General features: G+C 70.1%; 28 protein-coding genes. 8 read left to right on the top strand and 20 right to left on the bottom strand.

The window, feature by feature from the left end; translation table 11 throughout:
* Positions 1 to 93 precede the first annotated feature (93 nt).
* The 5 genes from HEB94_RS09880 to HEB94_RS50430 all read right to left on the bottom strand — a co-directional run bounded on the left by HEB94_RS09880 (position 94) and on the right by HEB94_RS50430 (position 3,488).
* Positions 94 to 1,377 (bottom strand): macrolide family glycosyltransferase, encoded by a 1,284-nt coding sequence (locus HEB94_RS09880; RefSeq protein WP_192749617.1) that lies wholly within the window; start codon positions 1,375 to 1,377, stop codon positions 94 to 96.
* A gap of 2 nt (positions 1,378 to 1,379) precedes the next feature.
* On the bottom strand, positions 1,380 to 1,715 hold the full coding sequence (locus tag HEB94_RS09875) for a VC0807 family protein (protein ID WP_192749616.1): 336 nt from the start codon (positions 1,713 to 1,715) through the stop codon (positions 1,380 to 1,382).
* Positions 1,682 to 1,966: a DUF3159 domain-containing protein gene (locus HEB94_RS09870; RefSeq protein ID WP_192749615.1), complete on the bottom strand. Its 285-nt coding sequence runs from the start codon at positions 1,964 to 1,966 to the stop codon at positions 1,682 to 1,684. Before HEB94_RS09870 ends, HEB94_RS09875 begins: the two co-directional genes overlap by 34 nt.
* A 117-nt stretch (positions 1,967 to 2,083) precedes the next feature.
* Positions 2,084 to 2,740 carry a TetR/AcrR family transcriptional regulator gene (locus tag HEB94_RS09865; RefSeq protein ID WP_192749614.1) on the bottom strand — a complete coding sequence of 219 codons (657 nt, stop codon included), beginning with the start codon at positions 2,738 to 2,740 and terminating at the stop codon, positions 2,084 to 2,086.
* 265 nt (positions 2,741 to 3,005) lie between these two features.
* The gene (locus tag HEB94_RS50430; RefSeq protein WP_238362100.1) at positions 3,006 to 3,488 is read right to left on the bottom strand and encodes a DUF5994 family protein; all 483 of its coding nucleotides are present in this window, start codon (positions 3,486 to 3,488) and stop codon (positions 3,006 to 3,008) included.
* Positions 3,489 to 3,714: 226 nt separating this feature from the next.
* On the opposite strand from HEB94_RS50430, the gene HEB94_RS09855 reads away from it, so the two are divergent.
* Complete coding sequence (locus tag HEB94_RS09855) at positions 3,715 to 4,191, top strand: P-loop nucleotide/nucleoside kinase family protein (RefSeq protein WP_192749612.1); 477 nt, start codon at positions 3,715 to 3,717, stop codon at positions 4,189 to 4,191.
* 41 nt (positions 4,192 to 4,232) lie between these two features.
* Here HEB94_RS09855 and HEB94_RS09850 read toward each other — a convergent pair whose 3' ends face one another.
* On the bottom strand, positions 4,233 to 4,910 hold the full coding sequence (locus HEB94_RS09850) for a class I SAM-dependent methyltransferase (RefSeq protein ID WP_192749611.1): 678 nt from the start codon (positions 4,908 to 4,910) through the stop codon (positions 4,233 to 4,235).
* Positions 4,911 to 4,969: 59 nt separating this feature from the next.
* Complete coding sequence (locus HEB94_RS09845) at positions 4,970 to 6,139, bottom strand: Gfo/Idh/MocA family protein (RefSeq protein WP_192749610.1); 1,170 nt, start codon at positions 6,137 to 6,139, stop codon at positions 4,970 to 4,972.
* A gap of 286 nt (positions 6,140 to 6,425) precedes the next feature.
* Between HEB94_RS09845 and HEB94_RS09840 the strand changes: the two genes are divergently transcribed.
* Positions 6,426 to 6,581: a DUF6131 family protein gene (locus tag HEB94_RS09840; protein ID WP_192749609.1), complete on the top strand. Its 156-nt coding sequence runs from the start codon at positions 6,426 to 6,428 to the stop codon at positions 6,579 to 6,581.
* A gap of 220 nt (positions 6,582 to 6,801) precedes the next feature.
* On the opposite strand, the gene HEB94_RS09835 is transcribed toward HEB94_RS09840, so the two are convergent.
* The 6 genes from HEB94_RS09835 to HEB94_RS09810 form a co-directional block, all read right to left on the bottom strand.
* The gene (locus tag HEB94_RS09835; RefSeq protein WP_192749608.1) at positions 6,802 to 7,608 is read right to left on the bottom strand and encodes a class I SAM-dependent methyltransferase; all 807 of its coding nucleotides are present in this window, start codon (positions 7,606 to 7,608) and stop codon (positions 6,802 to 6,804) included.
* A 282-nt stretch (positions 7,609 to 7,890) separates the two neighbouring features.
* A complete protein-coding gene (locus HEB94_RS09830) occupies positions 7,891 to 9,036 on the bottom strand; it encodes a hypothetical protein (RefSeq protein ID WP_192749607.1) in 1,146 nt (381 codons plus the stop codon).
* 30 nt (positions 9,037 to 9,066) lie between these two features.
* The gene (locus tag HEB94_RS09825) at positions 9,067 to 9,567 is read right to left on the bottom strand and encodes a SigE family RNA polymerase sigma factor (RefSeq protein ID WP_192749606.1); all 501 of its coding nucleotides are present in this window, start codon (positions 9,565 to 9,567) and stop codon (positions 9,067 to 9,069) included.
* A 102-nt stretch (positions 9,568 to 9,669) separates the two neighbouring features.
* The gene (locus tag HEB94_RS09820) at positions 9,670 to 10,638 is read right to left on the bottom strand and encodes a glycosyltransferase family 2 protein (protein WP_337917568.1); all 969 of its coding nucleotides are present in this window, start codon (positions 10,636 to 10,638) and stop codon (positions 9,670 to 9,672) included.
* A 111-nt stretch (positions 10,639 to 10,749) separates the two neighbouring features.
* Positions 10,750 to 11,640 carry a UTP--glucose-1-phosphate uridylyltransferase gene (locus tag HEB94_RS09815; protein ID WP_238361479.1) on the bottom strand — a complete coding sequence of 297 codons (891 nt, stop codon included), beginning with the start codon at positions 11,638 to 11,640 and terminating at the stop codon, positions 10,750 to 10,752.
* Positions 11,641 to 11,928: 288 nt separating this feature from the next.
* Positions 11,929 to 12,630, bottom strand: coding sequence for an MBL fold metallo-hydrolase (locus HEB94_RS09810; RefSeq protein WP_192749605.1), 702 nt, complete (start codon positions 12,628 to 12,630; stop codon positions 11,929 to 11,931).
* Positions 12,631 to 12,743: 113 nt separating this feature from the next.
* Here HEB94_RS09810 and HEB94_RS09805 point away from each other — a divergent pair, with 113 nt between their 5' ends.
* The 3 genes from HEB94_RS09805 to HEB94_RS09795 all read left to right on the top strand — a co-directional run bounded on the left by HEB94_RS09805 (position 12,744) and on the right by HEB94_RS09795 (position 15,353).
* Complete coding sequence (locus HEB94_RS09805) at positions 12,744 to 13,469, top strand: phytanoyl-CoA dioxygenase family protein (RefSeq protein ID WP_192749604.1); 726 nt, start codon at positions 12,744 to 12,746, stop codon at positions 13,467 to 13,469.
* 30 nt (positions 13,470 to 13,499) lie between these two features.
* Entirely contained in the window at positions 13,500 to 14,303 is an 804-nt protein-coding gene (locus HEB94_RS09800; protein ID WP_337917567.1) for an aminoglycoside phosphotransferase family protein, read from the top strand.
* A gap of 108 nt (positions 14,304 to 14,411) precedes the next feature.
* Entirely contained in the window at positions 14,412 to 15,353 is a 942-nt protein-coding gene (locus tag HEB94_RS09795) for a methyltransferase domain-containing protein (RefSeq protein WP_192749603.1), read from the top strand.
* Positions 15,354 to 15,390: 37 nt separating this feature from the next.
* Here the strand turns inward: HEB94_RS09795 and HEB94_RS09790 are convergent, their stop codons facing one another.
* Genes HEB94_RS09790 through HEB94_RS09780 form a run of 3 tightly spaced genes read right to left on the bottom strand, consistent with a single transcriptional unit; the run spans position 15,391 to position 17,580 of the window.
* The gene (locus HEB94_RS09790) at positions 15,391 to 16,065 is read right to left on the bottom strand and encodes a Type 1 glutamine amidotransferase-like domain-containing protein (RefSeq protein ID WP_192749602.1); all 675 of its coding nucleotides are present in this window, start codon (positions 16,063 to 16,065) and stop codon (positions 15,391 to 15,393) included.
* Positions 16,066 to 17,022: a ribose-phosphate diphosphokinase gene (locus tag HEB94_RS09785; RefSeq protein WP_192749601.1), complete on the bottom strand. Its 957-nt coding sequence runs from the start codon at positions 17,020 to 17,022 to the stop codon at positions 16,066 to 16,068.
* Between the two features lie 45 nt (positions 17,023 to 17,067).
* Positions 17,068 to 17,580 (bottom strand): pyridoxamine 5'-phosphate oxidase family protein, encoded by a 513-nt coding sequence (locus HEB94_RS09780; RefSeq protein WP_192749600.1) that lies wholly within the window; start codon positions 17,578 to 17,580, stop codon positions 17,068 to 17,070.
* Positions 17,581 to 17,702: 122 nt separating this feature from the next.
* On the opposite strand from HEB94_RS09780, the gene HEB94_RS09775 reads away from it, so the two are divergent.
* On the top strand, positions 17,703 to 18,113 hold the full coding sequence (locus HEB94_RS09775; protein ID WP_192749599.1) for a RidA family protein: 411 nt from the start codon (positions 17,703 to 17,705) through the stop codon (positions 18,111 to 18,113).
* An 18-nt stretch (positions 18,114 to 18,131) separates the two neighbouring features.
* On the opposite strand, the gene HEB94_RS09770 is transcribed toward HEB94_RS09775, so the two are convergent.
* The gene (locus HEB94_RS09770; protein ID WP_192749598.1) at positions 18,132 to 19,145 is read right to left on the bottom strand and encodes an ABC transporter permease; all 1,014 of its coding nucleotides are present in this window, start codon (positions 19,143 to 19,145) and stop codon (positions 18,132 to 18,134) included.
* A 105-nt stretch (positions 19,146 to 19,250) separates the two neighbouring features.
* On the opposite strand from HEB94_RS09770, the gene HEB94_RS09765 reads away from it, so the two are divergent.
* Positions 19,251 to 19,865 (top strand): TetR family transcriptional regulator, encoded by a 615-nt coding sequence (locus HEB94_RS09765; protein ID WP_192749597.1) that lies wholly within the window; start codon positions 19,251 to 19,253, stop codon positions 19,863 to 19,865.
* Between the two features lie 81 nt (positions 19,866 to 19,946).
* Here the strand turns inward: HEB94_RS09765 and HEB94_RS55085 are convergent, their stop codons facing one another.
* On the bottom strand, positions 19,947 to 20,390 hold the full coding sequence (locus tag HEB94_RS55085; RefSeq protein WP_475554209.1) for a hypothetical protein: 444 nt from the start codon (positions 20,388 to 20,390) through the stop codon (positions 19,947 to 19,949).
* Between the two features lie 92 nt (positions 20,391 to 20,482).
* Here HEB94_RS55085 and HEB94_RS09760 point away from each other — a divergent pair, with 92 nt between their 5' ends.
* A complete protein-coding gene (locus HEB94_RS09760) occupies positions 20,483 to 21,886 on the top strand; it encodes an acyl-CoA dehydrogenase family protein (RefSeq protein WP_425550410.1) in 1,404 nt (467 codons plus the stop codon).
* 94 nt (positions 21,887 to 21,980) lie between these two features.
* Here the strand turns inward: HEB94_RS09760 and HEB94_RS09755 are convergent, their stop codons facing one another.
* Positions 21,981 to 22,937, bottom strand: coding sequence for a TIGR03560 family F420-dependent LLM class oxidoreductase (locus tag HEB94_RS09755; RefSeq protein WP_192749596.1), 957 nt, complete (start codon positions 22,935 to 22,937; stop codon positions 21,981 to 21,983).
* A 155-nt stretch (positions 22,938 to 23,092) separates the two neighbouring features.
* A complete protein-coding gene (locus HEB94_RS09750) occupies positions 23,093 to 25,456 on the bottom strand; it encodes a glycoside hydrolase family 43 protein (protein ID WP_192749595.1) in 2,364 nt (787 codons plus the stop codon).
* Positions 25,457 to 25,511 lie beyond the last annotated feature (55 nt).

Raw genomic sequence — 25,511 nt, 5'->3', positions numbered from 1 at the left:
GACGGGCGCTCGGAGTGAACGCAGCCCGTGATCCGGCAGGTCGGTTCGGCCGGATCACGGGCTGCGGGACGATCGTTCGCTCGCGGTTGGAGGTCAGTGGACTGCCACGGAGGTGGTCGCCTGGAATGGGTCACCGGCTGACCTCGGCGTCGTCTCGAGGACTCGTTGGATGTGGTCGATAGCTGCGGTCGCCCCGCCGGTCGCGCGGACGATGTCGCGCATGGCCCGGACATTCGAGCGGATCCGCGGGTCGGTCCGGGCCGACTCGATCGCCGCGTGGAGGTCGGAGGGTGTGGGGGCGTCCGCACCGAGCTCGATGCCGAGGCCGAGCTCGGCGACTCGCCGGGCGACGGTCTGCTGTTCGGTCGTCTGCGGCAGGCACACCAGGGGTACGCCGAAGTACAGCGCCTCCATCACCCCGCCCATACCGGCATGGGTCACGAACACCCGGGCTGCCGCGAGCGCGGCCAGTTGATCGACGAACGGTCGGATCTCGATGCGATCGTCGCCGGTGTTCGCCACGATCTGGTCGTGCTCGGTCGAGCCCATCGACAGCAGGCTTCGCCCGTCAATCTGGCCGAGCGCCGCGGTGATCGCGGCGTACACCTCGGGGCGATCGGTGAACGCGGTGCCCAGCGAGGCGTAAACCTCGACCGGGGCGCAGGTTCGGGTTGACGCCGCCAGGCGCGTGCGCAGGCATGGTCCGACGAAGTTGTACCCGGGGCCGAAGGTGTCTCCGGCGTACTGAAATCCCCTCGGTAGGAACGCGATGGCCGTGCCGGTGCGGCCGAGTACGAAGTCGTCGACGGTCAGCGGCGTGGTGCGGGTGTCCGTGGCAAGCTCCGCGAGCTGGTCCGCCAGTGCCCGGTAGCCGTGATGGTCGGGGTCGAGCACGGACTGCTGGCGGGTGACGGCGGCGAGTGAGAAGTGTTCGTTGTACGCGAAGGACGCGAAGGCCTCGATGCTGGATCGGCCCCACATCTCGCCAAGCACGCGGCCGGTTGCGTAGGCCGTGCGGTCGTAGAGCAGGACATCGGGGATGTCGTCGGCGAAGGCGTGCAGGAGTTGAGGCAGCACCTGCTTCGTCTCTGCCAGCAGGATGAACGGCAGGTAGGCCGCGAACTCGGCTGCGGTCGGTGTCGGCGTCGGGGTGTCGATCGGCTTGGTGCCCGGCCGGGTGGGCGGTCCGGCCGGTCGCGACACGAGGAGGGAGTCGTAGCTGAGCAGTTGGGCACCGGCGGTTTCGGCGGCCGAGCCGAAACCGCCGGGTACGCAGTAGGTCACCCGGTGTCCCCGGGCCACGGCCTCGGCCACGAGGTCGATGGTGGGGTTGATGTGTCCGTGGGCTCCGATGGTCAGGATCGCGATGTGCGCCATGGTCAGGCTCGCAGACCGTGCGCGTTGGTGTACCAGAAGAACCAGCTCAGCAGGCAGGCGAGCATCACGACGTACTGAACGGTGGTGGCCAACGGGACGGCGCTGATCGGCAGTGCGTAGGCGATGATGACGCGCACCACCGCGTCGGCGAGGAGCACGATGCCGACGACGAGGCTGACGAACCGGAGGTCGTGGCGGAACCGAGGCTCCTGATTCCATCGAGCTTCCCACTGGGCAGCGCCCTCGTCGCCGATCTTCGCGGTCGCGATCGTCCGCCCGGCGGCGAGCATGAACGGCCGGCGCATCAGCAGGGACGCCAGGACCCACAGGCCGAACAAGCCGGTGAGCCAGCCGTCCTTCGCGTAGATGATCCGCGGGTTGCCTTCGACACCGAGACCACACCGCCGACGACGAAGAGCGTCAACATCACCAGGCCGAGCACATCGACCGTGCGCTTGGTGACGATGGTGACGATGGTGCGGATCGCCGGGACCACGCCGCTGATCAGGCCGGCCGCGATGGCCGACATATGGAAGGCGTTCGACAGGACGTAGAACACGGCGACGGGAATGACTACATCGACGAGCAACTGGACCGCGATGTAGCGCCGGAGGTTCGCGCTGGGCTGGGTCGCGCCGCGGCTGCGATCCGGTGACGCCCGCCTGCGGGCCGGTGGGGGTTGCGGGCTGGGGATCGGACACGTTTGTCATCGGGTTCCCTCCGGTGCGCTCGCGTGCACGAAGAGCGCGATGAGCTCGTCGGTGTAGTGGTCGATGTCGATGGTCGGCGTCGTCGCGACGATGACGGCGACGGTGTCGATGGAGGCCCGCAGCGCGCGTGCCATGATCACGGAGTCGAAGGCTCGCATCTCACCCGCGGCCTGCCCCATGTCGAACAGTTGCGCGAGCAGCAGCACTGCGACGTCGTCGCCGTACCCCGGCTTGTCGTCGGCGGCGTCCTTGTCTGACGGCGGCCCCCCGCCCCGCGGTGCGGACCCGGCTCGGGCGATCTCGACGACCGCTTTCGCGTGCTTCGGGTACGCCGCGAGGAAGTCCAGATTGGACCGGATGTAGGCCTCGAGCTTGCCGACGGCGGTCGGCTGCGCGTCGAGGGCGGGCCGCATCACCGCGGCGGCCTGGCTGACGATGCTGCCGGTGACCGCCTGCAGCAGCGCCTCCTTCGAGGTGAAGTGGTAGCTGATCAGGCGGGTGCTGCTGAGGCCGGCGGCTTTCACGATGCGGCCGAACGACGCACCCGAGACGCCTTCCGTCGCGAGCAGGTCGATCGTCGCGGCGATGATCTGCGCCCGGCGTGCCTCCGCGCGGTTGTCGACCGGCGACGCGGCCGCATCTGTTATCTGCATGGGTAAGAAGTTATCCAGTCAGATAACGCCTGTCAAGATCGAAATTATCTGCTCGGGTAACGGCGGCAGGTGGCGCGCTCCGCCAGGGGACCGCGCCGGTGCGGTCGCGCCACACGCTTTACCGAAAGTGGTCCGGCCAGCACGCTCTGCCATCGGTCCCCGAGTCGGATGTTCCCGGATCGAGTCGTCCTGTTCGAGACGAGCGACAACGTGGCCAGCGTGGATGCGGGGTATCGCGAGTCAGGCGGGATGTGGGAGACGCACCCTAGGTCAGCTCGGGTTCGCCGGCCTGGTCCGCGGACTCGCTGGGGCCGGGCGACCGCACCGCCGCCTCCATCGCGAGCTCCGCTTCTCTCTCGTCGGTCTCCGGCGGGATCACCCGTAGCGTGGTCGCCTTGTCGTCGTGCCAGACCGTCACGGCATGCGGATCGGTGTAGGCGAACCAGCTCACTCGCACGTCCCGCTCGCCGACCCGGATCCGCGCCGGCGCGCAGCCCCACTGGGTGACGTTCATGGCGATGTGGTTGACGATGCCGAGGAGTGGTTCGAGGCCGGCGACGAGCGCGGAGAGTTCGGTCGAAGGGTGACGCGTGTGCGGCCACCAGGCGCCTACGATTGCGCCGTTCCGATCCGGGACGGCATGGACACGCAACCGAAGTGGCTCAGCCGGTGGCAAGCCACTTGCCGCAACAGCCACGGCGGGCTCGATATCGGCTGAATCCCCCTCCGCACCAGGGGAATGAACCATGTCCATGGGCCCATCTCCGCGCATAAGCACCAGAAGGTGTTCGAGAACCTGAATGCCACGGTCTCACGCGCCGCGGCCATCGTCTCGGTGATTCCACTGTCCCACCCGCAAGGAAAACTTGCACATGCCCGTGTCTGCGGTGAAGAAAAGCGGCACAAAGCAGGGCGAGGAATTCGGGTGTGCGATACCTATTGTCTGCGGGCTGCGTCCCGATATGCTCCTCGGGATGGCAACGGCGCACCTGATCCACGGTTACATCGGTGCCGGAAAAACCACGTTCGCCAGTCGACTCGAACTCAGCGAGTTCGCCGTTCGCTTCACCTCCGACGACTGGCTGGCGATGGTGTGGTACGGCACCGAGGCTGCCGCCCAGCCCGACGTACCGACCGTGCATGCCCGGGTGGAAGCCGTGATGCTGCCGGTGTGGACCCGCTGCCTGACCCTCGGTGTCGACGTCGTACTCGATCTGGGCTTCTGGAGCCGAGCCAGCCGTGACGCGGCGCGAGCCACGGTGGCCCGATGCGGCGCGACCAGCCGCCTCTACGACGTCCGGTGCGACGTCGAGATCGCGTGGCGACGCGTCGAGCGGCGTAACCACGAACACGGACCCACCCTCAGGATGACGCGCGACACCTTCGACGTCCTACGGGCGAGGTTCGAACCCCTCGAGTCGGACGAGAACCACATCCTCGTCGAGACCTGAGCGGCACCGCACTGACAGCCGGCTCGTCGCGCCGCCCTCGGTCAAGGAGAGCGAACCGCGCGCACGGCCAGCGCGGCCGGTACGGGTTCGCTCCCTGGTTCGAGCACTCGCGTGACACTCAGCCCCGCCCCGATCAGCGCGTTCATCAGGTCCGCGAGGGGGACGTGCCGCATCCCGACCCTGCGCCGGATCCCGTCACCCCACCAGGGCGAACTCTCGAACCAGCGCCCTTCGCGGTAGCCGGGATGGACGACTCGCGTCCCGTCCTCGCGTGTTCGTACCGCCGGACCGTTGAAGCAGGGATGCGCTCCGTAGAGGGCGAGGACCCCACCGGTGCACAGGACGCGCGCCACCTCGGCCAGCACCCTGCCCAGGTCGTCGACGTCCGTCGACATCCACGCGGCCACGACGGCCGAGAACGAGCCGTCGGAGAACGGCAGCGCCGCCGCGTCGGCGCGTACGAGTTTCGGCTCGCGTTCCCGGGCTCGGCGTAGCTGGTCGGCCGACACGTCGAGCCCGACGACGGACCGGCCGCTCGCCCGGATCGCGTCGAAGAATCCGCCCGTGCCGCAGGCGAGGTCCAGGCAGGGGCCAGGGCCCGGCCCCAACAGGGACAGCAGTTCCTCCTGCGCGGCGGAGATGCTTCGCGGCGGCTGGTCGGTCGGGTCGAACCAGTCGGCGAGGCCGTCGTAGCGTGCTCGTCGGGCATCGGACGCCATGAGAAGTGACCGTACTGGGTGTCAGGGTGTCCAGGGGCCGGTCGCGGCGACGCGTGCGGTCAGGTGCCGACAGCCTCCCGGCGTGCCTGGCTGCTGGGATGGTCGAACGTCGTGCGCAACTCCTGCGCCTCGCCCGTACGCGCGGAACGGAACGCGCTCTCGATGATGTCCACGACGTGACGGGCGTGCTCGGCGGTCACCGGCGACGCCTTGCCGTCGCGTGCCCAGTCGACGAGCTGCATGACGTCCTCGTACACGTGTGGCTCCGGAAGCGACAGGTGCGGCCCGACCACGTGCGGGAGCAGGCGTTTCGGGGCGGCGTAGTCGCCGGCCGACGCGTTGTCGAGGAACTCCCGACCCGGGAAGTCGAAGGGTTCGCCGTTGAGCAGCGTGTCCTCGATCGTGCCACCGGTACCGAAGTACCGCACGCCGCCGACCTCCTGCGCGCGCATACCGGCCGGCGCGCCGTAGACGACGGCGTAGGTGCTGTCACCGAAGTCGACGATGCCGATGGTGTTGTCGTCGGCCTCCGCGTCGACGCCGAGCCCCATGAACTCCCGCCGCGCCACCGCCTGACCGGAGAACGCCGTGACCCGACGCGCCGGGCCGAGCACGCTGGTGAGGCGGTGCAGCGCGTACACCGTCATGTCGTACATCGGTCCGCCGCCGGGGTTGCGGAAGTACCACGCGGGATCGATGGGGCGGCCACCCGGCGGGGAGAGCCGCTCCTCCTCGCGCTCGTGGTACTGGCCGAACGCGCAACCGCACAGTGCCCAGGCGAGCCGGCCGATGGCACCCTCGGCGATGAGCTCCCGAACCCGGGTCACCTGCGGAAGCAGCACCTCGCCGGGAGAGGCGACGATGTGGACACCGTTGCGCCGCGCGGCCTCGATCAGCGCGTCTGCCTCCTCGACCGTCGTACACATGGTCTTGTTGAAGTGGACGTGCTTGCCGGCCTCGAGGGCCCGGAGTCCCTGCTCGAAGTGCAGACCGATCGGTGACGCGATGGAGACGGCGTCGACCTCGCCGTGGTCGAGCATGTCGTCGAGGTCGGTGAAGTACGTCGGTACGCCGAACTGCGCGGCGGCCGCCTCGGCTCGCTCGCCGACCGGGTCGACCAGGGCCTGTACCCGCACCCGGTCACGCACGTCGGACTGGGAGAGGTGGGGAAGGATGCCGCGGAGTGAGACCGTGCCCACACCGACGATGCCAAGGCGAATCGCGTCCATCGCGCAATGATGACGGCCACCCGGCCGCCTCGCATCGCTGCCCTCCTGGCCGGCGTCGGCCGCCGGATGGAACCTGGTCGGGATCGGCACCGTCAGACCCGGCAGTCGACCTTCGGATCCGGGACTCTCGTTGGTTCCCGAGCGTCCGATTTCGGCTGACCGTTACCACACTGATGGGGTCGGGCTACTCGCGTCAAACGCCCGAAGTGAGGAGAATGGTCTTACCTGATCCCGGCACCAGTCGAGGGCGACGGGTCGCCGGTCCCTAGTCGGAAAGGGGGATGCCATGATCGTTCTCGGCGTCATCCTGTTGATCCTTGGTATCGCTCTCAGCATCTCCATCTTGACGACCATCGGCGTGATTCTGCTGGTCGTCGGCGTCGTCTTCCTGATTCTCGGTCGCGTCGGCCGCCCGGTCGGCGGCAGAAGAGTCTGGTGGTGACATCGGCGGCGTAGGCCAACCGGTGTCGGCCTGACCTGCAGCGCGCGCTCGGAGAAGTCGCGCTTCGGTTACTCCGGCAAGCGGTGACATCCGCCCGTCTCATGCAGCACGAAGCTGTGTCACCTGTGCCCTCCGCGGCGGTCCTCACCCGCGAAACGCGAGTGGGGGACGCCGCGGATCGCCGGGCAAAGTCGGGCGCGAGGAATTCTTTGCGAGCCTTTTACCGCGGAGATCGGCGGGCTTTCCAAACCTCCGCACTGGGCCATTGTCGCGCCCATTCAAGGTCGACGTAGTCGTACTCCGTGCTGGCATTCTCCGGCGCCTGAACTTCCAGCAGATCCTCCAGCACGAAACCCGAGTCCCGTAACAGTCGCACCATCGGACCATGCGGCAACTGGAAGTTGACAGCCGTCCCGTCCTCACTCTCCACCCGATACAGCCCGAACTGTGGGCGCCTCAGCCGTGCCGCCGCGGCTCCAGACTCGGGAACGCACAACGTGAGCAACGTGGAGTTGCGGACGAAGACGAGTTCGCCTCCGGGCCGCAGCAGGCGGGCCGCCTCCGGGATCCAGCGGTACGGGTCACACCAACCGATGGCGCCGTGCTCGCTGATCGCGATGTCGAAGCTCGCGTCCGGGTAGGGAACCCGTTCGGCGTTCCCGTGCAGCAGCGGAAACTCCAGGCCGAAGTCGTGCTGCATCGCCCGCGCCGTTGCCAACTGGCGCTCGGAGTTGTCGATCCCCACCGGTCGTGCGCCCGCCCGGGCCGCCCAGGCGCACACGTAGCCGGTGCCACAGCCCAGGTCGATCAGGTCCCTGCCGGCCAGGTCGTCGGGGAACACCGGCAACTCCGCCTGCGGGATCCGCCAGACTCCCCAGTGCGGCTCGGCAGCCCACTGGGCGCGTGCCCGCTTACCGAACCACGCCCCCTGTCGGCTGTCCCACAACTGACGGTTGCGGCGTACGTGCTCTGGTAGGTGCGCGCCGTCTCGGCCGGTGTCGCCGAGTCCGGGTTCCGTGGCGTCCATGGTCCGCATCCAATCGAGGATTGTGGATCTTCCGCAACGGCTTAACCTCGCTGGACACGTCGCTCCGTCGCCGACGGGGGCGGGTCCGCGCTCAGCGCGGCGTTCGGCCCCGCCCGCCGGCGGCGGGCACCCCGTGCGTCCGCGGCCGGACCGTCGAGCCAGTGCTCGCGGGTACGAGCACGTCGGTGCCAGCGGCGCCTGGGGTCGAGGCCCGGCGCGCGGCCGTGAGGGCCGCGGCACGCCGCAGCCGCGCCCGCCGCCGGAGTGTGGTGGGGAGCATGGCTACCTGCCTCCACCGGAGGAGGGGAAGCCCTCGGACAGGCCTTGCTTCAGGATCGTCGCCTTCTCCCGCTCGGCCTTCGAACCAGCGGAGTCGCTCTTGTTCTCGACCCGCAGCTTGTTCTCGACCCGCAGCTTGTCCTCGGTCGTCGCCTTGTCGTCGAGTCCCTTGACCGCCCCAGCGTCGGTCCGGTCCCCGGCCCCCACCTGGACCTCGGCGACCTCTTCCTTGGCCACCGTGGGGGTGAAGAGAGGCGCGGCCCGGTGTACGGTCTCGGCGTCAACCTTGGCTTGCCAGACCGGGCTGGTCACGATCGCCTCGAGCTGTGCCTTCGTCAACGGCGGGTTGGCACGGGTCTCGGACCCCTTCTCCTCTGGCCCGTTGTTCTCCCAGAGACGGACCATCAGGCCGTCCTTGCGCAGCAGCGCAGCCGACCACACCTTCGGACCCTTACCCTCGCCGTAGCGCGCTCCGGCGGGGTACTCGCGGTCCTGGTCGACCATGAGGGTCGAGCCGTCGGACAGCGTGCGCCGGTCGCAGGTCGCGCCCTTGGCCGGGGCCGGGCAGTCGAGGTAGGACGCGTCGGCGTACTTCCACTGCACCTCCACGCCCATCAGGGACGCACCGTGCTGGTCGAAGTAGACGAACTGCGCGTAGGTGCCGGTCCGCTCGAACCCACGGACGGAGGACCTGCCATCGCCACCCGACGACTTCGCATCGCCACCCGACGACTTCGCATCGCCACCGGACGACGTGAACTGCCCGTTCCAGCCGCCGAAGTACTTCCCGGTCCTGGCGTCGGCCGGGAGCTGGTCGATCAACAGCCGGACCGTCGCCTGCGGGGTGGTCGGAACCGTCTTCGCCGCCGCGGGCACCCCTGAACCCGTCGCGCCCGACGCAACCCCGAGCTCCGTGGCCGGAGGCAGGGCGTTCCAGGGGGCGGCGTAGGCCACGCCACCGAGAACCGCGAACGTCGCGCCCGCGGCCGCGAACTGCGCCATCCGCCGCCGACGTACCCCCCGGCGCCCACGAGCGACCCCACCGCCGACCAACTCTTCCACGTTCGGCCGGACGGAGGCCATCTCGAACCTCAGGGCCTCGCTGAACTCCTCGTCTTTCTTGTCGCCTTCGACGAACCCACTCGCCATCGGTGTGGCTCCTTATGTTGCGCGGGCCGGTCAGCGGCCCGCGAGTTCGAGGACGTCACTACCGAGAAGGACCCGCAGTCGCGCCAGGGCGCGACTGCTCTGCGTCCGGACGACCCCCTCGCGCAGGCCGAGGACGGTCGCGGTCTCCTGCACACTGCGGTCCTCCCAGTACCGCAGCACCACGATCGCCCGGTCCCTGGGGGACAGCTGGGCCAGCGCATCCAGCAGGGTCAGTCGCAGGATCGGGTCGGGCTCCCCCGCGGCCCGCTCCGGCAGGGTGTCGCTCGGCGCCTCCCAACTGCTGCGCCGGCGCCGGTGCGACAGGAACGTCCGCAGGAGGACCGTCTGCGCGTAGGCGACGGGGTTCTCCGCCTTGCGGACCCGTCCCCACGCCACGTAGATGTTCCCCAGCGCCGTCTGCACGAGATCCTCGGCGAGGTGCCAGTCACCGGCCAGGAGGTACGCGGTACGGAAGAGGTGGGTCGCACGCGCGGATGCGAACTCTTCGAAGTCATCCGGTACCGATGTCATGGGCCGCCTCTCCGTACGTCCTTCTCACCACGTACGACGCCGCGACCCCGCCCGCGCGTCACACAAGTGTGGCCGAAGATTCGCGAGCGGCCGCAGGGAGGGTCAGACGATCGGCGGGCGGCCGAGCCGGGTCATCCGCCACACCGTGCGCCAGCGCATCGGGCGGCGCAGTCCACAGGGTGAGCGCCAGCCCTCGAGGAAGCCCGCCATCCAGTCGCGCAGCCCGGCCAGCGGTGGGCGGCGCAGGATGGTGATCAGTGCCCAGGCGCCGAGATAGAGCGGCACGAGCGGGATCGGCAGGTGCCGACGCGCGAGCCAGACCCGGTTGCGGGCCGTCATGCGGTAGTAGACGGGGTGCCGGGACGGGGAGGTCCGCGGGTGCTGGAGCAGGATGTCGGGCCGGTAGGCGATGCGCCAGCCACGGTCGAGTGCCCGCCAGGCGACGTCGGTCTCCTCGTGCGCCCAGTAGAACTCCGCCGGCCAGTCGCCCGTCTCCTCGACGACGTCCATCCGGATGGCGTTGCCGCCGCCCAGGAAGGTCGTGACCTCCGACGCGCGCATCGGGTCGCCGGCGCGCAGCCGGGGGACGTGGCGGCGTTGGCTCACCCCGGTCTCGTCGGCGATCCGGAAGCCGATGATCCCGAGCGACGGATCGGCCATGAACGCCGCACGCAGCTTCTCCGCGCTGTGCGGGTCGGGCAACAGTCCGTCGTCGTCGAGGTGGAGCACCGCGTCGATGTCACGCCGCCCGCGGAGCACGGCGAGTCCGACGTTGCGCCCGGCCAGCAGGCCGAGGTTTTCGGGGAGCTCGATGCCCTGGACGTCTTCGGGGAGGCCGGGCAGCGCGGTGCCGTTGCCCACCACCACGACTTCCAGTGGTGGGCCGACCTGCGCGCGGACGGAGTCCAACAGCGCCTTGAACTGCACCGGCCGGTTGCCCATCGTGACGATGACAGCCCCGAGCTTGAAATTGCGCGCTGTGATCGGCGCCTGCGCCAACTGGCTTCCGGCGTACGCCACGCGCGCGACCTCCTCGCTGGTGCTCGACCACTGCAAAGCGGTGGTGAACACCGCCACACCAAAGCGTAACGAACAGACCAGCAACACGGGTGATCTACCCGCGCGCGCCGCGCCGGAAATTCGCTCTGACGTGGTATAGGGAGGCGCTTCGTGAGCTGTGAGCTACAGGCCGTTCTGGTCTCCGCGCGCTGCCAGCTTGCGCAACTCGGGGCCGTACTCGGGGTGCGCGAGCGCGGCGGCGAACTGCGCCCGCAGGTAGCCGAGCGGGTTGCCGGTGTCCCACCAGGTGCCGTCGATGACCTGGCCGAAGACCGGGTTGGTGCGCGCGTGCTCGTGGATGGCGCCGGAGAGGTAGACCTCCCCTTCGGGGTTGTCCCGGTGCCGCTGGGTCTGGCGTTCGAGCTCCTCGACGATGCCGGGCGTGACGACGTAGCCACCGATGGAGGCGTAGGCGGACGGCGCGTCCTGCGGCGCGGGCTTCTCGATGATCCCGGAGATGCGCAGCAGGCCGGCTCCCAGCTCGTCCTCGACGATGGGTACGCCGTAGCGCTGGGACTCGTGCGGCTCCATCGGCATGAGTCCGAGGACGGGTGCCCGGGTGCGTTCGTAGGCCGAGACCAGCTGCTGCGCCCGCGGGACGGCGGAGGTGAACACGTCGTCGGCCCACAAGACCATGAAGGGTTCGTCACCGACGATGCGGGCGGCGTTCAGCACCGGTGTGCCGTTGCCGTAGGGGCCGTGCTGGTAGAGGTAGGTGATCCGCGCCATCGAGGAGAGTTCGCCGAGGACGTCGGCCACCTCGCCCTTGCCGTCGGCGCGCAGACGCATGTCGAGGTCCTCGTCGGGGGCGAAGTGTTGCTGGACCAGTGCCTTGCGCACGGAGGTGACGATCGTGATGTCGTCGATGCCGGAGGCGACCAGTTCCTCGATGGTGTGCTGCAGGACCGGTTTGTCGAGGATCGGCAGCATCTCCTTCGGCAGTGCCTTCGTCAAAGGCAGCAGCCGGGTACCCAATCCCGCAACCGGAATTACTGCCTTGCGCACCATCCGCATGGGTAGCGTCCTTCCTCGGAAAGCCCGTGAGACTCACACTGCTCGAAACGCTACCCAGTGTCTGGCGCAACCGCTGGCGGCGGCCGGATCCACGCCGTGGCGAGCATGTGGCGAGCACCGTGGGCCCCGCTGGGCCGCCGGGCCAGAAGCGGACCCACCGGAGATCACGGTCGGCCACGGAAGCGGCGGACATCGATCGTGCGGAGGGGCGGAAACCTGCCGGGGCGGGCGCGTCATGGACTCCGAGCGCGGATCAGGGGCGAATGGCCCAGCTCCGCCCACCAGCCCTCATTCGAGTGGCCCGTCCGCGACGTCACGCAGCGTCGTCCCCGCGTCGCCGAGCAGGGGGTCGCCGTGGCCGAAACAGGCGACGTCCACATCCCGGCGAACGACGTCGCGGAACGACGCGATCGCGGCGGCCCGGTCGACGTTGAAGACGCCGAGCATCGCCCGGCCGTTGACGCTCGCCACGCTGTCGCCGGTGAAGAGGACCCGCGGCCCCGGGAGGTAGATCGCGATGCTGCCGGGCGTGTGGCCGGGCATCCCGACCACCTCGGCGCCGCCGCCGAAGTCGAGGACGTCGCCGTCGGTCACCTCCTGGTCGACGTTCTGCGGGACCGGTGCCGCCGGGACGCCCGGGACGATGCGTTCGTAGAACGGCCGCTCCTCCTCGGTGATCACCGGTGCAGGGGACCGTTGCTCGCCCCGGATCACGGCTGCCTCGAGGCGGTGCGCGACGACCGTGGCGGAGTTCCACGCCGCGACGTCGGCGACCGAACCGATGTGGTCGTCGTGGGCGTGGGTGACGATGATCCGCCGGATGTCCCGCCGGTCGTAGCCGAGGCCGTGCACGGCGGCCTCGATCACCTTCGCCGAGCCGGCCATCCCGGTGTCGATCAGGGTCAACCCGTCGTCGTCGGCCCACAGGTAGGCCTGGCCGACGTCGAAGACGAACATGTGGAGCTGGGGTGACAGCGCGACGTTCCTCATGTCAGGGACCCTAGGTCGTCCGGGCGAGGTCGGCAGCCGGGTTCGCTGCGGGCAGAACCGTTCCCGAGTACGACGAAATCCGGTTGCACCGGCGTACGGCGTTCAGTGAACTGATGGGCATGCTGACCCAGGAACAACGGCGGCGCTTCCGCGAGGACGGCTATGTCGTCATCCCCGGCGTGGTCGCGCAAGATCTCCTTGACGCCGCGCGGGAACAGATCGCGGAGCTCACGGAGCGCAATCCGCCACCGGAGGGTCACCGCGGCCACTACAGCCACTGGCTGGAGGATCCGCTGCCCGGCGCGCTGGGCGACCTCCTGGAGAAGAGCCCGGCGTTCGAGGTGGCCTCCTCCCTCACCGCGCCCCGGCGGATCGAATGGCCCTCGCACGCGCAGGTCGCGCTGACGTTCCCGCCGCACCTCCACAAGCCCGGCGGGCCGCACGTCGACGGGATCACGCCGACCGAGGACGACGGCCGACCGGGCACGTTCACGTTCCTCGCCGGGTTCCTGCTCACCGACCAGTCGCACGACGACATGGGCAACCTGTGGGTCTGGCCGGGAACGCATCTGGCCGCGGCCGGCCACCTTCGCGCGCACGGCCCGGACGCCCTCGTCGAGTCGGCGCCGTACTTCCCGGTCGACCTGCCGGAGCCGCGGCAGGTGCACGGGCAGGCGGGCGACCTGCTGCTCGCCCACTACCTGCTCGCGCACAACACCGGGGGCAACCTGGCACCCCACGTGCGGGAGACAGTGTATTTCCGGCTGCAGACCGAGGGTCACCGGGCCCGCTGGCGCGATGTCCTACAGGACGCCCTGGCCGAGTTCCCGGCGGCCTGAGGCGGCCTGAGGCGTGCTGAGAGGAGTGAGGTGAGCGTGGCCGAGGAAGCCGAGGAAGAGGTTCTGCAGGACCGTGCCGACCGGCACGTGGTCCGGGCGGGCGCGACCGTACGCCACGCCGTGCAGCCGTGGACGCCCGCCGTCCATGCCCTGTTGGAGTACCTCGCGGACGCCGGGTTCGCGTACTCACCGCGGGTCCTGGGCGTCGAACCCGGCACCGGCGGCGCGCCGGACACCGAGATCCTCACCTACATCGAGGGCGAGTCCGGCCCCGACGGCTGGGCGAAGGTGGTCGACGAGGACGGCCTGCGGGCGGCGGCCCGGCTGCTTCGTGAGTACCACGACACCGTCGCGTCGTGGGCACCGGAACGACCGCCGGTGTGGGCCGGCGGCGCGACCGGCGCCGGCGGGCCCGGGGAGGTCGTCTGCCACGGCGACTTCGGCCCGTGGAACATCGTGTGGGACGGTGTCCGGCCGGTGGGCCTGCTCGACTGGGAGTACGCCGCACCACACCCGCCCTGGTACGACGTCGCCTACGCTCTGGAGTACCTCGCGCCGTTCCGCGACGACGAGGTGTGCGTGCGCTGGCTCCGCTATCCCGTACCTCCCGACCGGCGCCGCCGGGTCGCGATCTTCGCCGAGGCCTACGGCCTGCCCGACACCGCGGGCCTGGCCGACAGCGTGATCGAGATCCAGCGGATCGGGCTGGACTTCGTCCGTCAGCTGGCGGCCGAGGGTCACGAACGCCAGGTCACGATGGTCGCGGAGGGCCACCTCGACGAGCTCGCCGAGCGGATCCGGTGGAGTGAGGAACACCGCCACCTCTTCGACTAGGACACGACCTACGTCCTGCCCTGCGCCCGACCCTGGCGTGGTCCGGGGCGAGTCCCGCACGATCGGATTCCCACGTCCGGGTGGGGAGTTTCTGCGACCCTGAACCGCGTGAGCAAGACCGACCAGGCCAAGGGCCAGGCAGGCGCCCCGGCCACGCCCACCGAGGCAGCACGGGCGATGTGGGCCGCGGGCGACTATCACCGCCTCGGTACCCGCATCATGCCGGTGAGTGAGGAACTCGCCCTCGCCCTCGACATCCGTCCGGGGGAGCGCCTGCTCGACATCGCCGGTGGGAGCGGCAACACCGCCCTCGCCGCCGCTCGCCGAGACGCGCGGGTGACCTGCACCGACATCGTCCCGCCGGCGCTCGACCATGCCCGCCGACGAGCGGGTGTGGAGTTCCTCGCCATCGAGACCGAGGTCGCCGACGCCGAGTCCCTGCCCTACGCCGACGACACCTTCGACGTGGTGACCTCGACGTTCGGGATCCAGTTCGCGACCGACCAGGAGAAGGCGGCCGGCGAGATGCTCCGGGTGCTGCGCCCCGGAGGTCGCCTCGGGCTGGCCACCTGGACGCCGAACAGCGCGCTCAGCGGGCTGTTGGCGCTGGCGGGGAAGTACGCCCCACCGCCCCAGCCCACGCCGTCACCGATGCGGTGGGGCACCCGCCAGGGCCTGACCGAGCTCCTGGGTGACGCGGTGACCGACCAGCGCGTCGAGCTTCTGTGCATCGAGCTGACCGCCCCGTCCTACGCCGAGCAGTTCCGCCGCTTCCGCGAGTGGGTCGGCCCCGTCCGCACGGCGCTGGCCCGGATGAGCCCCGACGCGGCGAACTCCTTCGAGGCCGACTTCACCGACCTCTGGCATCGTCACAACCGGGGCGAGCCCGACGCCGTCGTCGTACCCGTCGACTATCTCCAGGTCGTGATGACCCGGAAGGCCGCGCCCCCCGAGCCGTCCCCCCAGCCGTCCCCCGAATCGTCTCCTGAGCCAACGGCCGACTCACCGTCCGAGGACCCGGCAGACGCCCCGCCCGAGCCGTCGGCCTGAACCCCGGGCGCCGCCGGCTCGCGTACGGGCGGTGCGGTCAGGCCGGGCTTCCGGCGTACGACGTCGTGCCGGGTGCGAGCTTGCGCCGGCCGCCCGGCGTCACCACCAGCGCGGGCTCGGGGCCCACCGCGGTGACGGCGTTACCGCTGACGATGACGTTGGCGCGTTCGGTCAGAGCCAGCACCGGCCGGTGGTAGGTGGCCGCCCAGACCATCTCGCGCGGAAGGTCGCTGTCGCGGTGGTGGACGAAGATGCCGTGGCCCGCCGCGAGGTCGGCGCCGCCGGTCTCGGTGAGCTTGACGTCGTTGCGGTCCAGGTGGGCGACGGTGTTGATGTCGGCGCCCAGCAGCGCGGCGCCCGCGCTTCCGCCGAGGACGACACCGCCGGCCGCGACGTAGGCCCGCAGGGGTTCGAGCAGGCCCCAGCGCCGGACCAGCGACAGCAGGCGGTAGGTGTTGCCGCCGCCGATGTAGATGCCGCGGTAGTCGGGGAGCGACAGCTCCTCCTCGCCGGTCCACATCCGGATGTCACGCACACCGAGCGGATCGAAGACCTGATGGATCCACGCCTGACACTCGGCGTGACGATCAGGCTCCATCGCCACCGGCCAGTACGACAGCGGCCCGCCCCCCACCGCGCGTGCGAACTCCACGTCGAGCGGTTGTGAGTCTTCCGGGCCCCCACCCCCGGCGAGGAACACTCGCCCGTTCACCTACGCCTCCAGACCGGAACTCTCGAAGAGACTGCTGACTGATTCGCCCAGGTGGATGCGCCGGATGGCTTCGGCGAACAGCGGCGCGATGGAGCGCACCTGGATGTGGGGCAGCGCCTTCTCCGGCGCGAGCGGCACGGTGTTGGTCGTCACGATCTCGGCGATGTCGTTCTGCGCCGCGAGCCGCTGGATCGCCTTGCCGGTGAAGAGTCCGTGGGTGCACGCGAGCGCGATCCGGCGTACGTGGTGCTCCCGCAGCCGGGCGAGCAGCTCGATGATCGAACCGGCGGTGGCGATCTCGTCGTCGAGCACGATGACGTCCTTGTCGTGGACGTCTCCGACGATCGCGTCGACGACCACCCGGTCGTCTGCCAACCGGCGCTTGCTCCCCGCCGCGACCGGGACGTTCAGGATCCGGGCGAACTGCGTGGCCGGCTTCGCGTTACCAAGATCCGGTGAGACCACGACCGTGTTGCTGAGGTCACGGCCGGCGAAGTGCCTCGCGAGTTCGGCGATGGCGTTGAGGTGATCGACCGGGATGCTGAAGAAACCGTGCACCTGTGGTGCGTGCAGCGCCATCGTGAGTACCCGGCTCGCGCCGGCGGTGGCGAGCAGGTCGGCGACCAGCCGGCCACCGATGGAGATGCGTGGCTGGTCCTTCTTGTCCGACCTCGCGTAGGCGTAGTGCGGGATCACCGCGGTGATCTGGGCCGCGGACGCGCCTCGCGCCGCGTCGAGCATGAGGAGCAGCTCCATGAGGTTCTCCTGGACCGGAGGCACCAGCGGTTGCACGACGTAGATGTCGCGCTGCCGACAGTTGGCCTGGAGCTGAACCTGCAGACAGTCGTTGCTGAACCGCTGAATGTGCGACGGCGCGAGCTCGACGCCGAGGTCGGCGCAGATCTCCTCAGCAAGTTCGGGGTGTGCACTTCCGCTGAAGACGCCGATCTGACGCATCGTGTTAATTGCCCATCCTGACCGGTGAGGCGGTTACGACCGCCCTCAGCGTAGCCGGGCCCTGGAAGAGGCCGACCAGCTCCACCGGGTCGGGTTGTGCAGGCCCACGTCCCACCCGAAGACGACGGACGGGCTCACCCGGAACGCCGGGCCCGGCGGTATCCCCGCTCCCGCGACGGCTTCCCCGGCCACGAAGGCGCGTCGGGCGTACTTGTGGTTGGTCGCCTGGACGTAGTCCTCCAGCGCGTCGGGTTCGGTGAGGCGTTCGGCGGTGCCCTCCACGATGACGGCGTCCTGCCCGCTTTCCAGATGGACGGCGATCTCGGGGTTGACCGTGAGGATGCCAGCCACCACCGGCGATCCGGTCGAGAACACGAACCCGTCCTCGGACCAGACTCCACGAACGGGTCTGACGTGCGCACGGCCGGACGGGCGGGAGGTGGCGACCCAGTAGGTCTGCGCGGCGACCAGTCGCTCCTCCGCCCACCCCCACGGCAACAGATCAGAGGGAACGACGGAACCGAACATCTCGGGCGGAGCGGCCACGGGGATGGTCACGCCTCCGAGTATTCCGGGTCCACCCAAGCGCCGGTAGCCCAGGGCAGCACCGGCACGGCAGAGCGTGAGGCTGGATCCGGACAGCGGTGCCGGCCGGTGGCATAGCCCGTAGCCTGACGGCCATGCCCATCCTCGACCGCCTGAACACCGCACCCGGCCTGCCGCCCGGGCCCGGCTACGCCCACGCCGTCACGACCACCGGGAAGCTCGCCTTCGTCTCCGGCCAGGTGGCCACCGGAGCGGACGGCGCGGTCGTCGGGCCCGGCGACCTCGAGGCGCAGACCCGGCAGGCGATGCGGAACCTCGAGCAGATCCTGACGGCCCTCGGCTCGGGCTGGAGCGACGTCGTACGCCTCACGTGGTACCTCGTGGACGTCAGCCAGGTGCAGGTGATCCGCGACGTACGCGACGACTTCGTGCGACCGGCGCCGGGCGACCAGCCCAACCCCGCGAGCAGCCTGGTCCAGGTGGCGGCACTGGTGCGGCCGGAGTTCCTGGTCGAGGTGGAGGCCGTCGCCGTCGTACCGGACTAGCCCCACCTCGACCGGGACTCAAGCCGCTGCGGCGGTGGCGGTGTGCCGGGCGGGTTCGACGGGGTCGCCGTGCCGGCGCAGTGCGCCGAGCAGGACGCAGGTGAGCCCGACGACCGCCCACACCCCGAGGACGACCAGCGGACGTCCGCCGCCCGCCCCGTCGAAGAACGACGTACCGCGAAGCAGCGTCCCGCCCGCGCCCGGTGGCAGCAGCTGACCGGTGACGCCGGCCCAGCGGGGCAGCAGTTCCGGCGCCGAGGTGACCCCGGACAGCGGGTTGCCGACCACCATGAGGAGAACCGCGACGAGGCCCGCGCCGGCGACGCCGACGACCGCTACCGCACCGGCGACTGCGGCCGCGATCGCGAGCACCGTCAGCCCCGCCGCCGTGGCGTTGACCCACCAGTCGCCGCCCAGGGCCCCCAACCAGCCCTGGGCGATGCCGGCCACGACCAGTCCCGCCAGTGCGGACGACACGAGGATCGCCACGGCCTGCTTCACTCCCGGCCGGGTGCGAAGCCCGAACAACGCGCCGGTGACCAGACCGGCCATCACCAGCGGCAGCAGGGCGCTGCCGAACACCACGCCGCGCGGGTCGTCGGCGGTGGTCGGTACGACGTCCACCACGCGCGGACGCATCGCGGGGTCCGCGCCGGCGGCCTGCTCCGTCAGCGCCTGGGTCATCAGCCCCGACACGAGGGGGCTCGCCGCGGAGGCGGTCAACAGCGTGACGCCGCCCGGGCCGGCGACGACCGCGCCGTAGACCTCCCGGTCCCGGATCGCCTCCCGTGCCGCGGCCTCGTCGGCGTAGCGGTGGACGTCGAACGCGTCCGGTCCCGCCGCTTCGGTGAGGCTCTGCGCGACGCCGGTGGCGACCGCCGCAGGGCCGGCCACACCGATCGGCAGGTCGTGCGGGGCGAGCCGGGAGGCCGGCCAGGCGAACATCGTGAGCACCACGGCCACGAGCGCGGGTGCGAACAGGGTCGCGGCCCACAGTCGGCGGCCATCGTGGCCGGAGCTGACGGTCGGCATGACGCACCTCCCATAAAACGAACGATTGTTCTTTTAACCGTGCTCGCAGCATCGGCGGATGATCACGCGTTGTCAAGAGGGAACGTTCGTTTTATGTTCGTGGTCGTGCCCCGTGTCTCCCAGGAACACCTCGACGCCCGCCGCCAGCAGATCCTCGCCGCGGCCCGGCGCTGCTTCGTCCACAACGGCTTCCACGCCACCTCGATGCAGGACATCCTGCGCGAGGCGGAACTGTCGGCCGGCGCGGTCTACCGCTACTTCGCGAGCAAGGACGAGATCGTGGTCGCCATCGCGGCCGAGGCACTCACCGACATCCGCGCGGCGTTCCAGCCGCTGGTGGAGGCCGATCCGCCACCGCCCATCGACGAGGCGTTCGTCGTGATGTGTACGGCCATCCAGGAGCGCGACCGCTCCGACGGCCTGGCCCGCATGGCCATCCAGATCTGGGGCGAGGCCGTCCGCTCACCGGAGCTGGCCGAACGGCTGCGCGAGCTCGTCCGGACGATGCGCGAGCTCGCCACCCAACTGGTCCGCAACTACCAGCGACGCGGCGAGATCAGCCCCCGCGTTCCGGCGGAGCGGGTCGCCCCGATCCTGCTCGGCGTACTCCCCGGCTTCATGTTGCAGCAGGCCCTGTTCGGCGACGTCGACCCGGCGATGGCCGGCGAGGCGATTCGGGCGCTCGTGGCCGGACACACCCCGGACGACACCGCCGGGTGACGCCGCCGGGTGACGCCGCCGGGTGACAGGGGTCACACCGATGCCCGACTTGTGCGAGTCCGGTGATCGAGCGCACCATGGTCACGCGGAAGTTACCCGCAGGTAGCCTTTCGCGGCGGCGACACCGCCACCCCGCCGGAACGCGTCCTGAGGAGGACGATGAGCCACTACAAGAGCAATCTCCGTGACATCGAGTTCACGCTCTTCGACGTGCTCGGGCGTGCCGACCTGCTCGGCACCGGTCGCTATGCCGACATCGACCTCGACACCGCGCGCAGCATCCTGGGCGAGGTCGAGCGCCTCACCCGCGAGGACGTCGCCGCCTCCTTCGCCGAGACCGACCTCGCCCCTCCCGTCTTCGACCGGCAGACCCGCACCGTTCGCGTCGGTGACGCGTTGAAGAAGAGCTATGACACCTGGATGGACGCGGAGTGGTGGCGGCTGGAGATCCCACCGGAGCTCGGCGGCCAGCCCTGCCCACCCTCGCTGCGCTGGGCCGTCTCCGAACTCATCCTCGGCGCGCATCCCGCGGTCTTCATGTACGCCAGCGGGCCGCGCGCTTCGCCCACGCGCTGTGGCTCAACGGCAACGAGACGCAGAAGCGGCTCGCCAGGTTCATGGTCGAGAACCGCTGGTCCGCGACGATGGCGCTCACCGAACCCGACGCGGGTTCCGACGTCGGCGCCGGGCGGACCAGGGCCTATCCGCAGCCCGACGGCACCTGGCACCTCGAGGGCGTCAAGCGCTTCATCAGCAACGGCGAGCACGACCTCACCGACAACATCATCCACTTCGTCCTGGCCCGACCCGTCGGCGTCGAGGGCGCGGGCGGTCCGGGCACGAAGGGGCTGTCGCTCTTCATCGTGCCGAAGTTCCACGTCGACCCGACGACCGGTGCCATGGGCGAGCGCAACGGCGTCCACGCCACGAACCTCGAACACAAGATGGGCCTGAAGGTCTCCACGACCTGCGAGCTCACCTTCGGCGACGGCGAACCCGCGGTGGGCCTCCTGCTCGGCGACGTCCACGACGGCATCCGGCAGATGTTCCAGATCATCGAGTACGCGCGGATGCTGGTCGGCACCAAGGCGATCGCGACGCTGTCGACCGGCTACCTCAACGCGCTCGACTACGCGAAGCAACGCGTCCAGGGCGCCGACCTGACCCAGATGGCCGACAAGACCGCGCCGCGGGTGACGATCACGCACCATCCCGACGTACGCCGTTCGCTGCTGACCCAGAAGGCCTACGCCGAAGGGATGCGGGCGCTCGTGCTCTACACCGCCTCGGTGCAGGACGCCGTCGAGGTCAGCGTCCAGGCGGGCAGCAAGGACCGCGACGCGGCCGGACTCAACGATTTGCTGCTCCCGATCGTCAAGGGCTACGGCTCCGAACGCGCGTGGACGCTGCTCGGCTCGGAGTCCCTGCAGACCTACGGCGGATCGGGGTTCCTGCAGGACTATCCGATCGAGCAGTACGTGCGCGACGCCAAGATCGACACGTTGTACGAAGGCACCACCGCGATCCAGGGCCAGGACCTGTTCTTCCGCAAGATCGTCCGCGACCAGGGTCAGGCCCTCGGCAGGCTGGCCGGTGAGATCCAGGCGTTCGTGAAGTCCGACGCCGGCAACGGGAAACTCGAGGTCGAACGCGGCCTGCTGGGCAAGGCGCTCGAGGACACCCAGGCCATCGTGACCGCGATGGTCGACTTCCTGCTCAGCTCGCAGCCGCAGGCACCCGACGCCGACCCGGCCAACCTCTACAAGGTCGGCCAGAACACCACCCGTCTCCTGCTCGCCCTCGGCGACGTGGTGAGCGCGTGGCTCCTGCTCCGAAAGGCGGAGGTGGCGCTCACCCGGCTGGAGGGCGACCTCAACGACGACGACCGCGCCTTCTACGAGGGAAAGGTCGCCGCCGCCCGCTGGTTCTGCGCGCAGGTGCTGCCCCGGCTGCGGTCCGAACGTAGGATCGCCGAAGCGACCGACAACGACCTGATGACACTGGCCGAGTCCGCGTTCTGAGACGCTGGACTCCACGACCTCAGGTCCCACGAACTGGCGCCCGGGCCGACGGACTCCCCCCACCGTCGACCCGGGCGTCGCACGTTCTCCGCCCTCAGACGTACTTCGCGAGGGTCTCGCCCGCCAGGGCGACCGTCTCCAGGTCGTGCCCGTCAGGCATGTTGAAGAGCAGACCGTCCAGGCCGGCGTCGAAGTGTTCCTTCACCTGTTCGAGCACCTGCTCCGGCGATCCGACGATCGCGGTCTGACGCAGCCACGCATCGTCGACACCGAGCGAACGCATGTGGTCGATCTTGGCCTGCGCCGCCTTCTCGTCCGGGCCGATCAGCAGGGTGGCCAGCTTCGTCTTGGTGATCTCGGCCGGGTCGCGACCGACGTCGGCACAGTGCTGGCCCAGCACCGCGAGCTTGTGCTGGATCGTGGCGATGTCACCGAAGATGTTGGAGGCGTCGCCGTACTTCGCGACCATGCGCAGCGTGCGCTTCTCGCCACCGCCGCCGATCATGATCGGCGGGCCGCCCGGGGTGACCGGCCGCGGGACGTTGTAGGCATTGTTGATCTGGTAGTACTTCCCGCTGAAGCTCGGCGAATGTTCGGTGAACATCGCCCGACAGATCTGGAGAGCTTCCTCCAGCCGGTCCATCCGTTCGCGGGTCGGCGGGAACTCGAATCCGTATCCACGGTGCTCGCTCTCGTTCCATGCGGCACCGATACCGAGAATTCCGCGACCGGAGGAGATCACGTCGAGCACCGTGACGGTCTTGGCGAGCAAGGCGGGGTTGCGGTAGGTCACACCGGTGACCATCGTGCCCAGCTTGGCTTTGGAGGTGCGGGCGGCCAGCGCGGACAGCAGGCTGTACGCCTCGAACATCGGCGCGTCCTCCGGGCCGATTCCGGGCAGTTGGTAGAAGTGATCCATGACCCAGATCGAGTCGAAACCGGCCTGCTCGGCCGTCCCGGCGATCGCCGCGACACGCTCGAAGAGTTGGGCGTCAGGAACGTCGGGATAGGTAAAATTCGGTATCTGGAGACCAAATCGGGTGACAGACACGGGGGGCTTGTCTCCTTTCAGACAACAACCCTCGCAACCTTACGTGCCGGCTAACGCTCCGGCACCGATCCGGCGCGTGCCGCGGAGGGGTCCGCCCAGCGGTGGTCACCGGGCGAACCCCCACACTCCGCCTCGCCTCGTGGTGGCGAACGTCACTACGGGCGCGAGACCCGGAAGTAGTCGAACACCGAGGTGGCAGGGCCGAACTCCTGCGTCGTCTCCGGCGTGGAGCCCTGGGAGACCAGCCCCACCCGCGGTTCGCTGTCGGCGGGCAGCGTCCAGGTGAGTCCCCAGGTCCAGTGCTTGCCGTCGGTGCTCGAACCGGCACGGAACCTGTGCTCCTGGGTCTTCGGGTCGCGGGTGTGCTGGAGGCGAAGCCAGGTGGTCGTGGCCGGCGCCCCGATCAGACCACCGCCCCAGGAGCGGATGCCCTGGAAGACCGTCTCCTTGCCGAACTCCGTGATCCGGGTCGGACCGACCGCCACCACGTCGAGTCGCAGGAACTCGTCGTCGCCCACGTAGACGATCAACCCGCCCTGCTGGTAGTTGCGTTCGACGTCCTCGCCGAGATCGATGCCGAGCTTCGTCTCGACCATGTAGTCACCGTCGGGCATCGCCGAGCGCAGCAGCAGTCCGGGCCTGCCGTCGCCCACGAGGTCGCCGGTCTGCGTCGGCCACACCAGCGCGCCGTCGCGTACCTCGGCCGCGGCGTCGGGTCGCAGCCAGGTCCAGCCGGAGCCGAGTCCAGCGTCGAACTCGTCGGAGGAGGCGGGATCGACGTGGCCGGGCTTCGGGTCCGCGACGCGCTTGGTCACCGGCACGTACAGCGGCGCGGCGGAGAAATTGTCCGCCTCGGCCGTACCGTCGGCGACGAGGCCGGCCCGGCCGGGCCGGCCGGGCCGGTCCAGGGACCGCGGCAAGTCCAGGTTGACACTCGCCCACGGGTCGCCGAGCCGCGCGTCGGTGAGGTTCGCGCTCACCTGCCTGCCCCGCACCTCCAGGGCGAGGACGTGCCAGGCGGAGGTGTCGTAGCCCGACGGGAGCGGGACCGACGCACGCCGGACCGTGGATCCCACGGGCGCCTCGAGCCGGAGTTCGTGCTGGTCGGCGTCCAGGATGGCCCGTACGCCGGACTTCGCGTCCCGCGCCCGGGCGAGGACGCCGACGCTGCCGGCACCGCCCCCATCGCCGGCCGGTACCCGGACGTCGGCCTCCACCCGGACGTCGGCCTGGGACAGGACCCGCGCCGAGAGCACGGTCGGCGTGCCGGCCAGCCGGGCGAACCGGCCGGAGTCCGACGCCGGGTCGGGGCCCGCGACCGTGAGGCCGCCGCCCGAGGTGCGGAAGCGGTCGGTGGTCGCGGCGGGGTCCTCGAACCGGTCGTCCACCTGGCCCCGTACGACCGGCGCGGGCTGCGGGTCGTCGGAGGCGCCGAGTCCGGCCCGGACGATCGGCCAGCCCTCGATCCAGTCCATCCGGTCCAGGTTCATCGGCCGCATGGTGAAGCCGGGCGAGACGTCGAGCCAGGGGTCGTTCCGGTCGATCGCGTGGTAGGCCATGTAGGTCTGCCCGCTCGCGTCGAGCGCGGCCGAGTGGTGACCGGTGCCGATCCAGGTGTTGCCGTTGGGGGCGAGGACCGGCGTGCCGCCGGCGCGACTGGCCAGCATGGGTACGCCCAGCCGGTCGACGAAGGGCCCGAGTGGGCTGCGTGAGCGCCCGACGAAGACGCTGTACCCGGTCGTCGGACCGGCGCAACAGTTGGCCGAGGACCCGAACAGGTAGTACCAGCCGTCCCGCTCCAACACGTTGGGACCCTCGTACCGCGACGCCGCGATGTGCGTCGGCTCGGTGACCGCGCGCAGGCCGTCGTCGGAGAGCTTCACCACCCAGATCCCGGTGCCGAAGCCGCCGTAGTACAGGTAGTGCGTACCTGTGGCGTCGGTGAACAGCGCGGGGTCGATCACCGTGTCGTAGCCCGTGCCGACCGGCTTGGCCGGGATCACCGGCTCCTCCGACGGAGCCCAGGGCCCGGCCGGGGTGGGCGCGGTGGCCACGCCGATCGCCGGGTCGAAGCCCTGCATGCTCGTCGTGGTGTCGGGGACGGTGAAGTAGAGCAGGTACTTCCCGTTGAGGTAGCGGATGTCCGGCGCCCAGAAGCCGGTCGTCGCGGTCGCCCAGGTCGGCCGGTGCCCGTCGGGGAAGACGTCACCCGCGCTTCGCCAGTGCACCAGGTCGGGTGAGGTCGCGATCTTGTACGCGGAACTCGTCTGTCCCGACTCCTCGAACGGTCCGCCGGTCGAGTACGCGTACCACTGGCCGTCCTTGCCGCGCATCACCGCCGGGTCGGGAAAGTCGATGGAGTAGCCCCGGGTGACCTCGTTGGTGTAGGTCGGAGGGTCGCTCGCGGCCGCGGTCCGCGGTGTCGCGAGGGAGAGGGAGGACAGGGCGGTCGCGCCGAGGGTGGCGCAGGCGGCGAGAGCGACGACTCTCGCGGACCGAATCCGCCGGCGTATCTGCATGTGCGAGCTCCTTCGAGGTCCGTACGCCAGGCATGCGCGTGTGGCGCCCCTGCGG

Origin of the sequence: Actinopolymorpha pittospori (assembly GCF_014873875.1) — a bacterium.
Taxonomy (GTDB): domain Bacteria; phylum Actinomycetota; class Actinomycetes; order Propionibacteriales; family Actinopolymorphaceae; genus Actinopolymorpha; species Actinopolymorpha pittospori.
The sequence above is the reverse complement of the archived record's forward strand: the minus strand, read 5'-3'. Positions and strand labels throughout refer to the sequence as shown.

Excerpts from the sequence above, each read along its gene's own strand:
- HEB94_RS09880 (WP_192749617.1), bottom strand. The coding sequence starts at position 1,377 with ATGGCGCACATCGCGATCCTGACCATCGGAGCCCACGGACACATCAAC.
- HEB94_RS09865 (WP_192749614.1), bottom strand. The coding sequence starts at position 2,740 with ATGCAGATAACAGATGCGGCCGCGTCGCCGGTCGACAACCGCGCGGAG.
- HEB94_RS50430 (WP_238362100.1), bottom strand. The coding sequence starts at position 3,488 with ATGGTTCATTCCCCTGGTGCGGAGGGGGATTCAGCCGATATCGAGCCC.
- HEB94_RS09855 (WP_192749612.1), top strand. The coding sequence starts at position 3,715 with ATGGCAACGGCGCACCTGATCCACGGTTACATCGGTGCCGGAAAAACC.
- HEB94_RS09850 (WP_192749611.1), bottom strand. The coding sequence starts at position 4,910 with ATGGCGTCCGATGCCCGACGAGCACGCTACGACGGCCTCGCCGACTGG.
- HEB94_RS09845 (WP_192749610.1), bottom strand. The coding sequence starts at position 6,139 with ATGGACGCGATTCGCCTTGGCATCGTCGGTGTGGGCACGGTCTCACTC.
- HEB94_RS09840 (WP_192749609.1), top strand. The coding sequence starts at position 6,426 with ATGATCGTTCTCGGCGTCATCCTGTTGATCCTTGGTATCGCTCTCAGC.
- HEB94_RS09835 (WP_192749608.1), bottom strand. The coding sequence starts at position 7,608 with ATGGACGCCACGGAACCCGGACTCGGCGACACCGGCCGAGACGGCGCG.
- HEB94_RS09830 (WP_192749607.1), bottom strand. The coding sequence starts at position 9,036 with ATGGCGAGTGGGTTCGTCGAAGGCGACAAGAAAGACGAGGAGTTCAGC.
- HEB94_RS09825 (WP_192749606.1), bottom strand. The coding sequence starts at position 9,567 with ATGACATCGGTACCGGATGACTTCGAAGAGTTCGCATCCGCGCGTGCG.
- HEB94_RS09815 (WP_238361479.1), bottom strand. The coding sequence starts at position 11,640 with ATGCGGATGGTGCGCAAGGCAGTAATTCCGGTTGCGGGATTGGGTACC.
- HEB94_RS09810 (WP_192749605.1), bottom strand. The coding sequence starts at position 12,630 with ATGAGGAACGTCGCGCTGTCACCCCAGCTCCACATGTTCGTCTTCGAC.
- HEB94_RS09805 (WP_192749604.1), top strand. The coding sequence starts at position 12,744 with ATGGGCATGCTGACCCAGGAACAACGGCGGCGCTTCCGCGAGGACGGC.
- HEB94_RS09785 (WP_192749601.1), bottom strand. The coding sequence starts at position 17,022 with ATGCGTCAGATCGGCGTCTTCAGCGGAAGTGCACACCCCGAACTTGCT.
- HEB94_RS09775 (WP_192749599.1), top strand. The coding sequence starts at position 17,703 with ATGCCCATCCTCGACCGCCTGAACACCGCACCCGGCCTGCCGCCCGGG.
- HEB94_RS09770 (WP_192749598.1), bottom strand. The coding sequence starts at position 19,145 with ATGCCGACCGTCAGCTCCGGCCACGATGGCCGCCGACTGTGGGCCGCG.
- HEB94_RS55085 (WP_475554209.1), bottom strand. The coding sequence starts at position 20,390 with ATGCGCGCCGAGGATGAGTTCGGAGACGGCCCAGCGCAGCGAGGGTGG.
- HEB94_RS09760 (WP_425550410.1), top strand. The coding sequence starts at position 20,483 with ATGGTCGAGAACCGCTGGTCCGCGACGATGGCGCTCACCGAACCCGAC.
- HEB94_RS09750 (WP_192749595.1), bottom strand. The coding sequence starts at position 25,456 with ATGCAGATACGCCGGCGGATTCGGTCCGCGAGAGTCGTCGCTCTCGCC.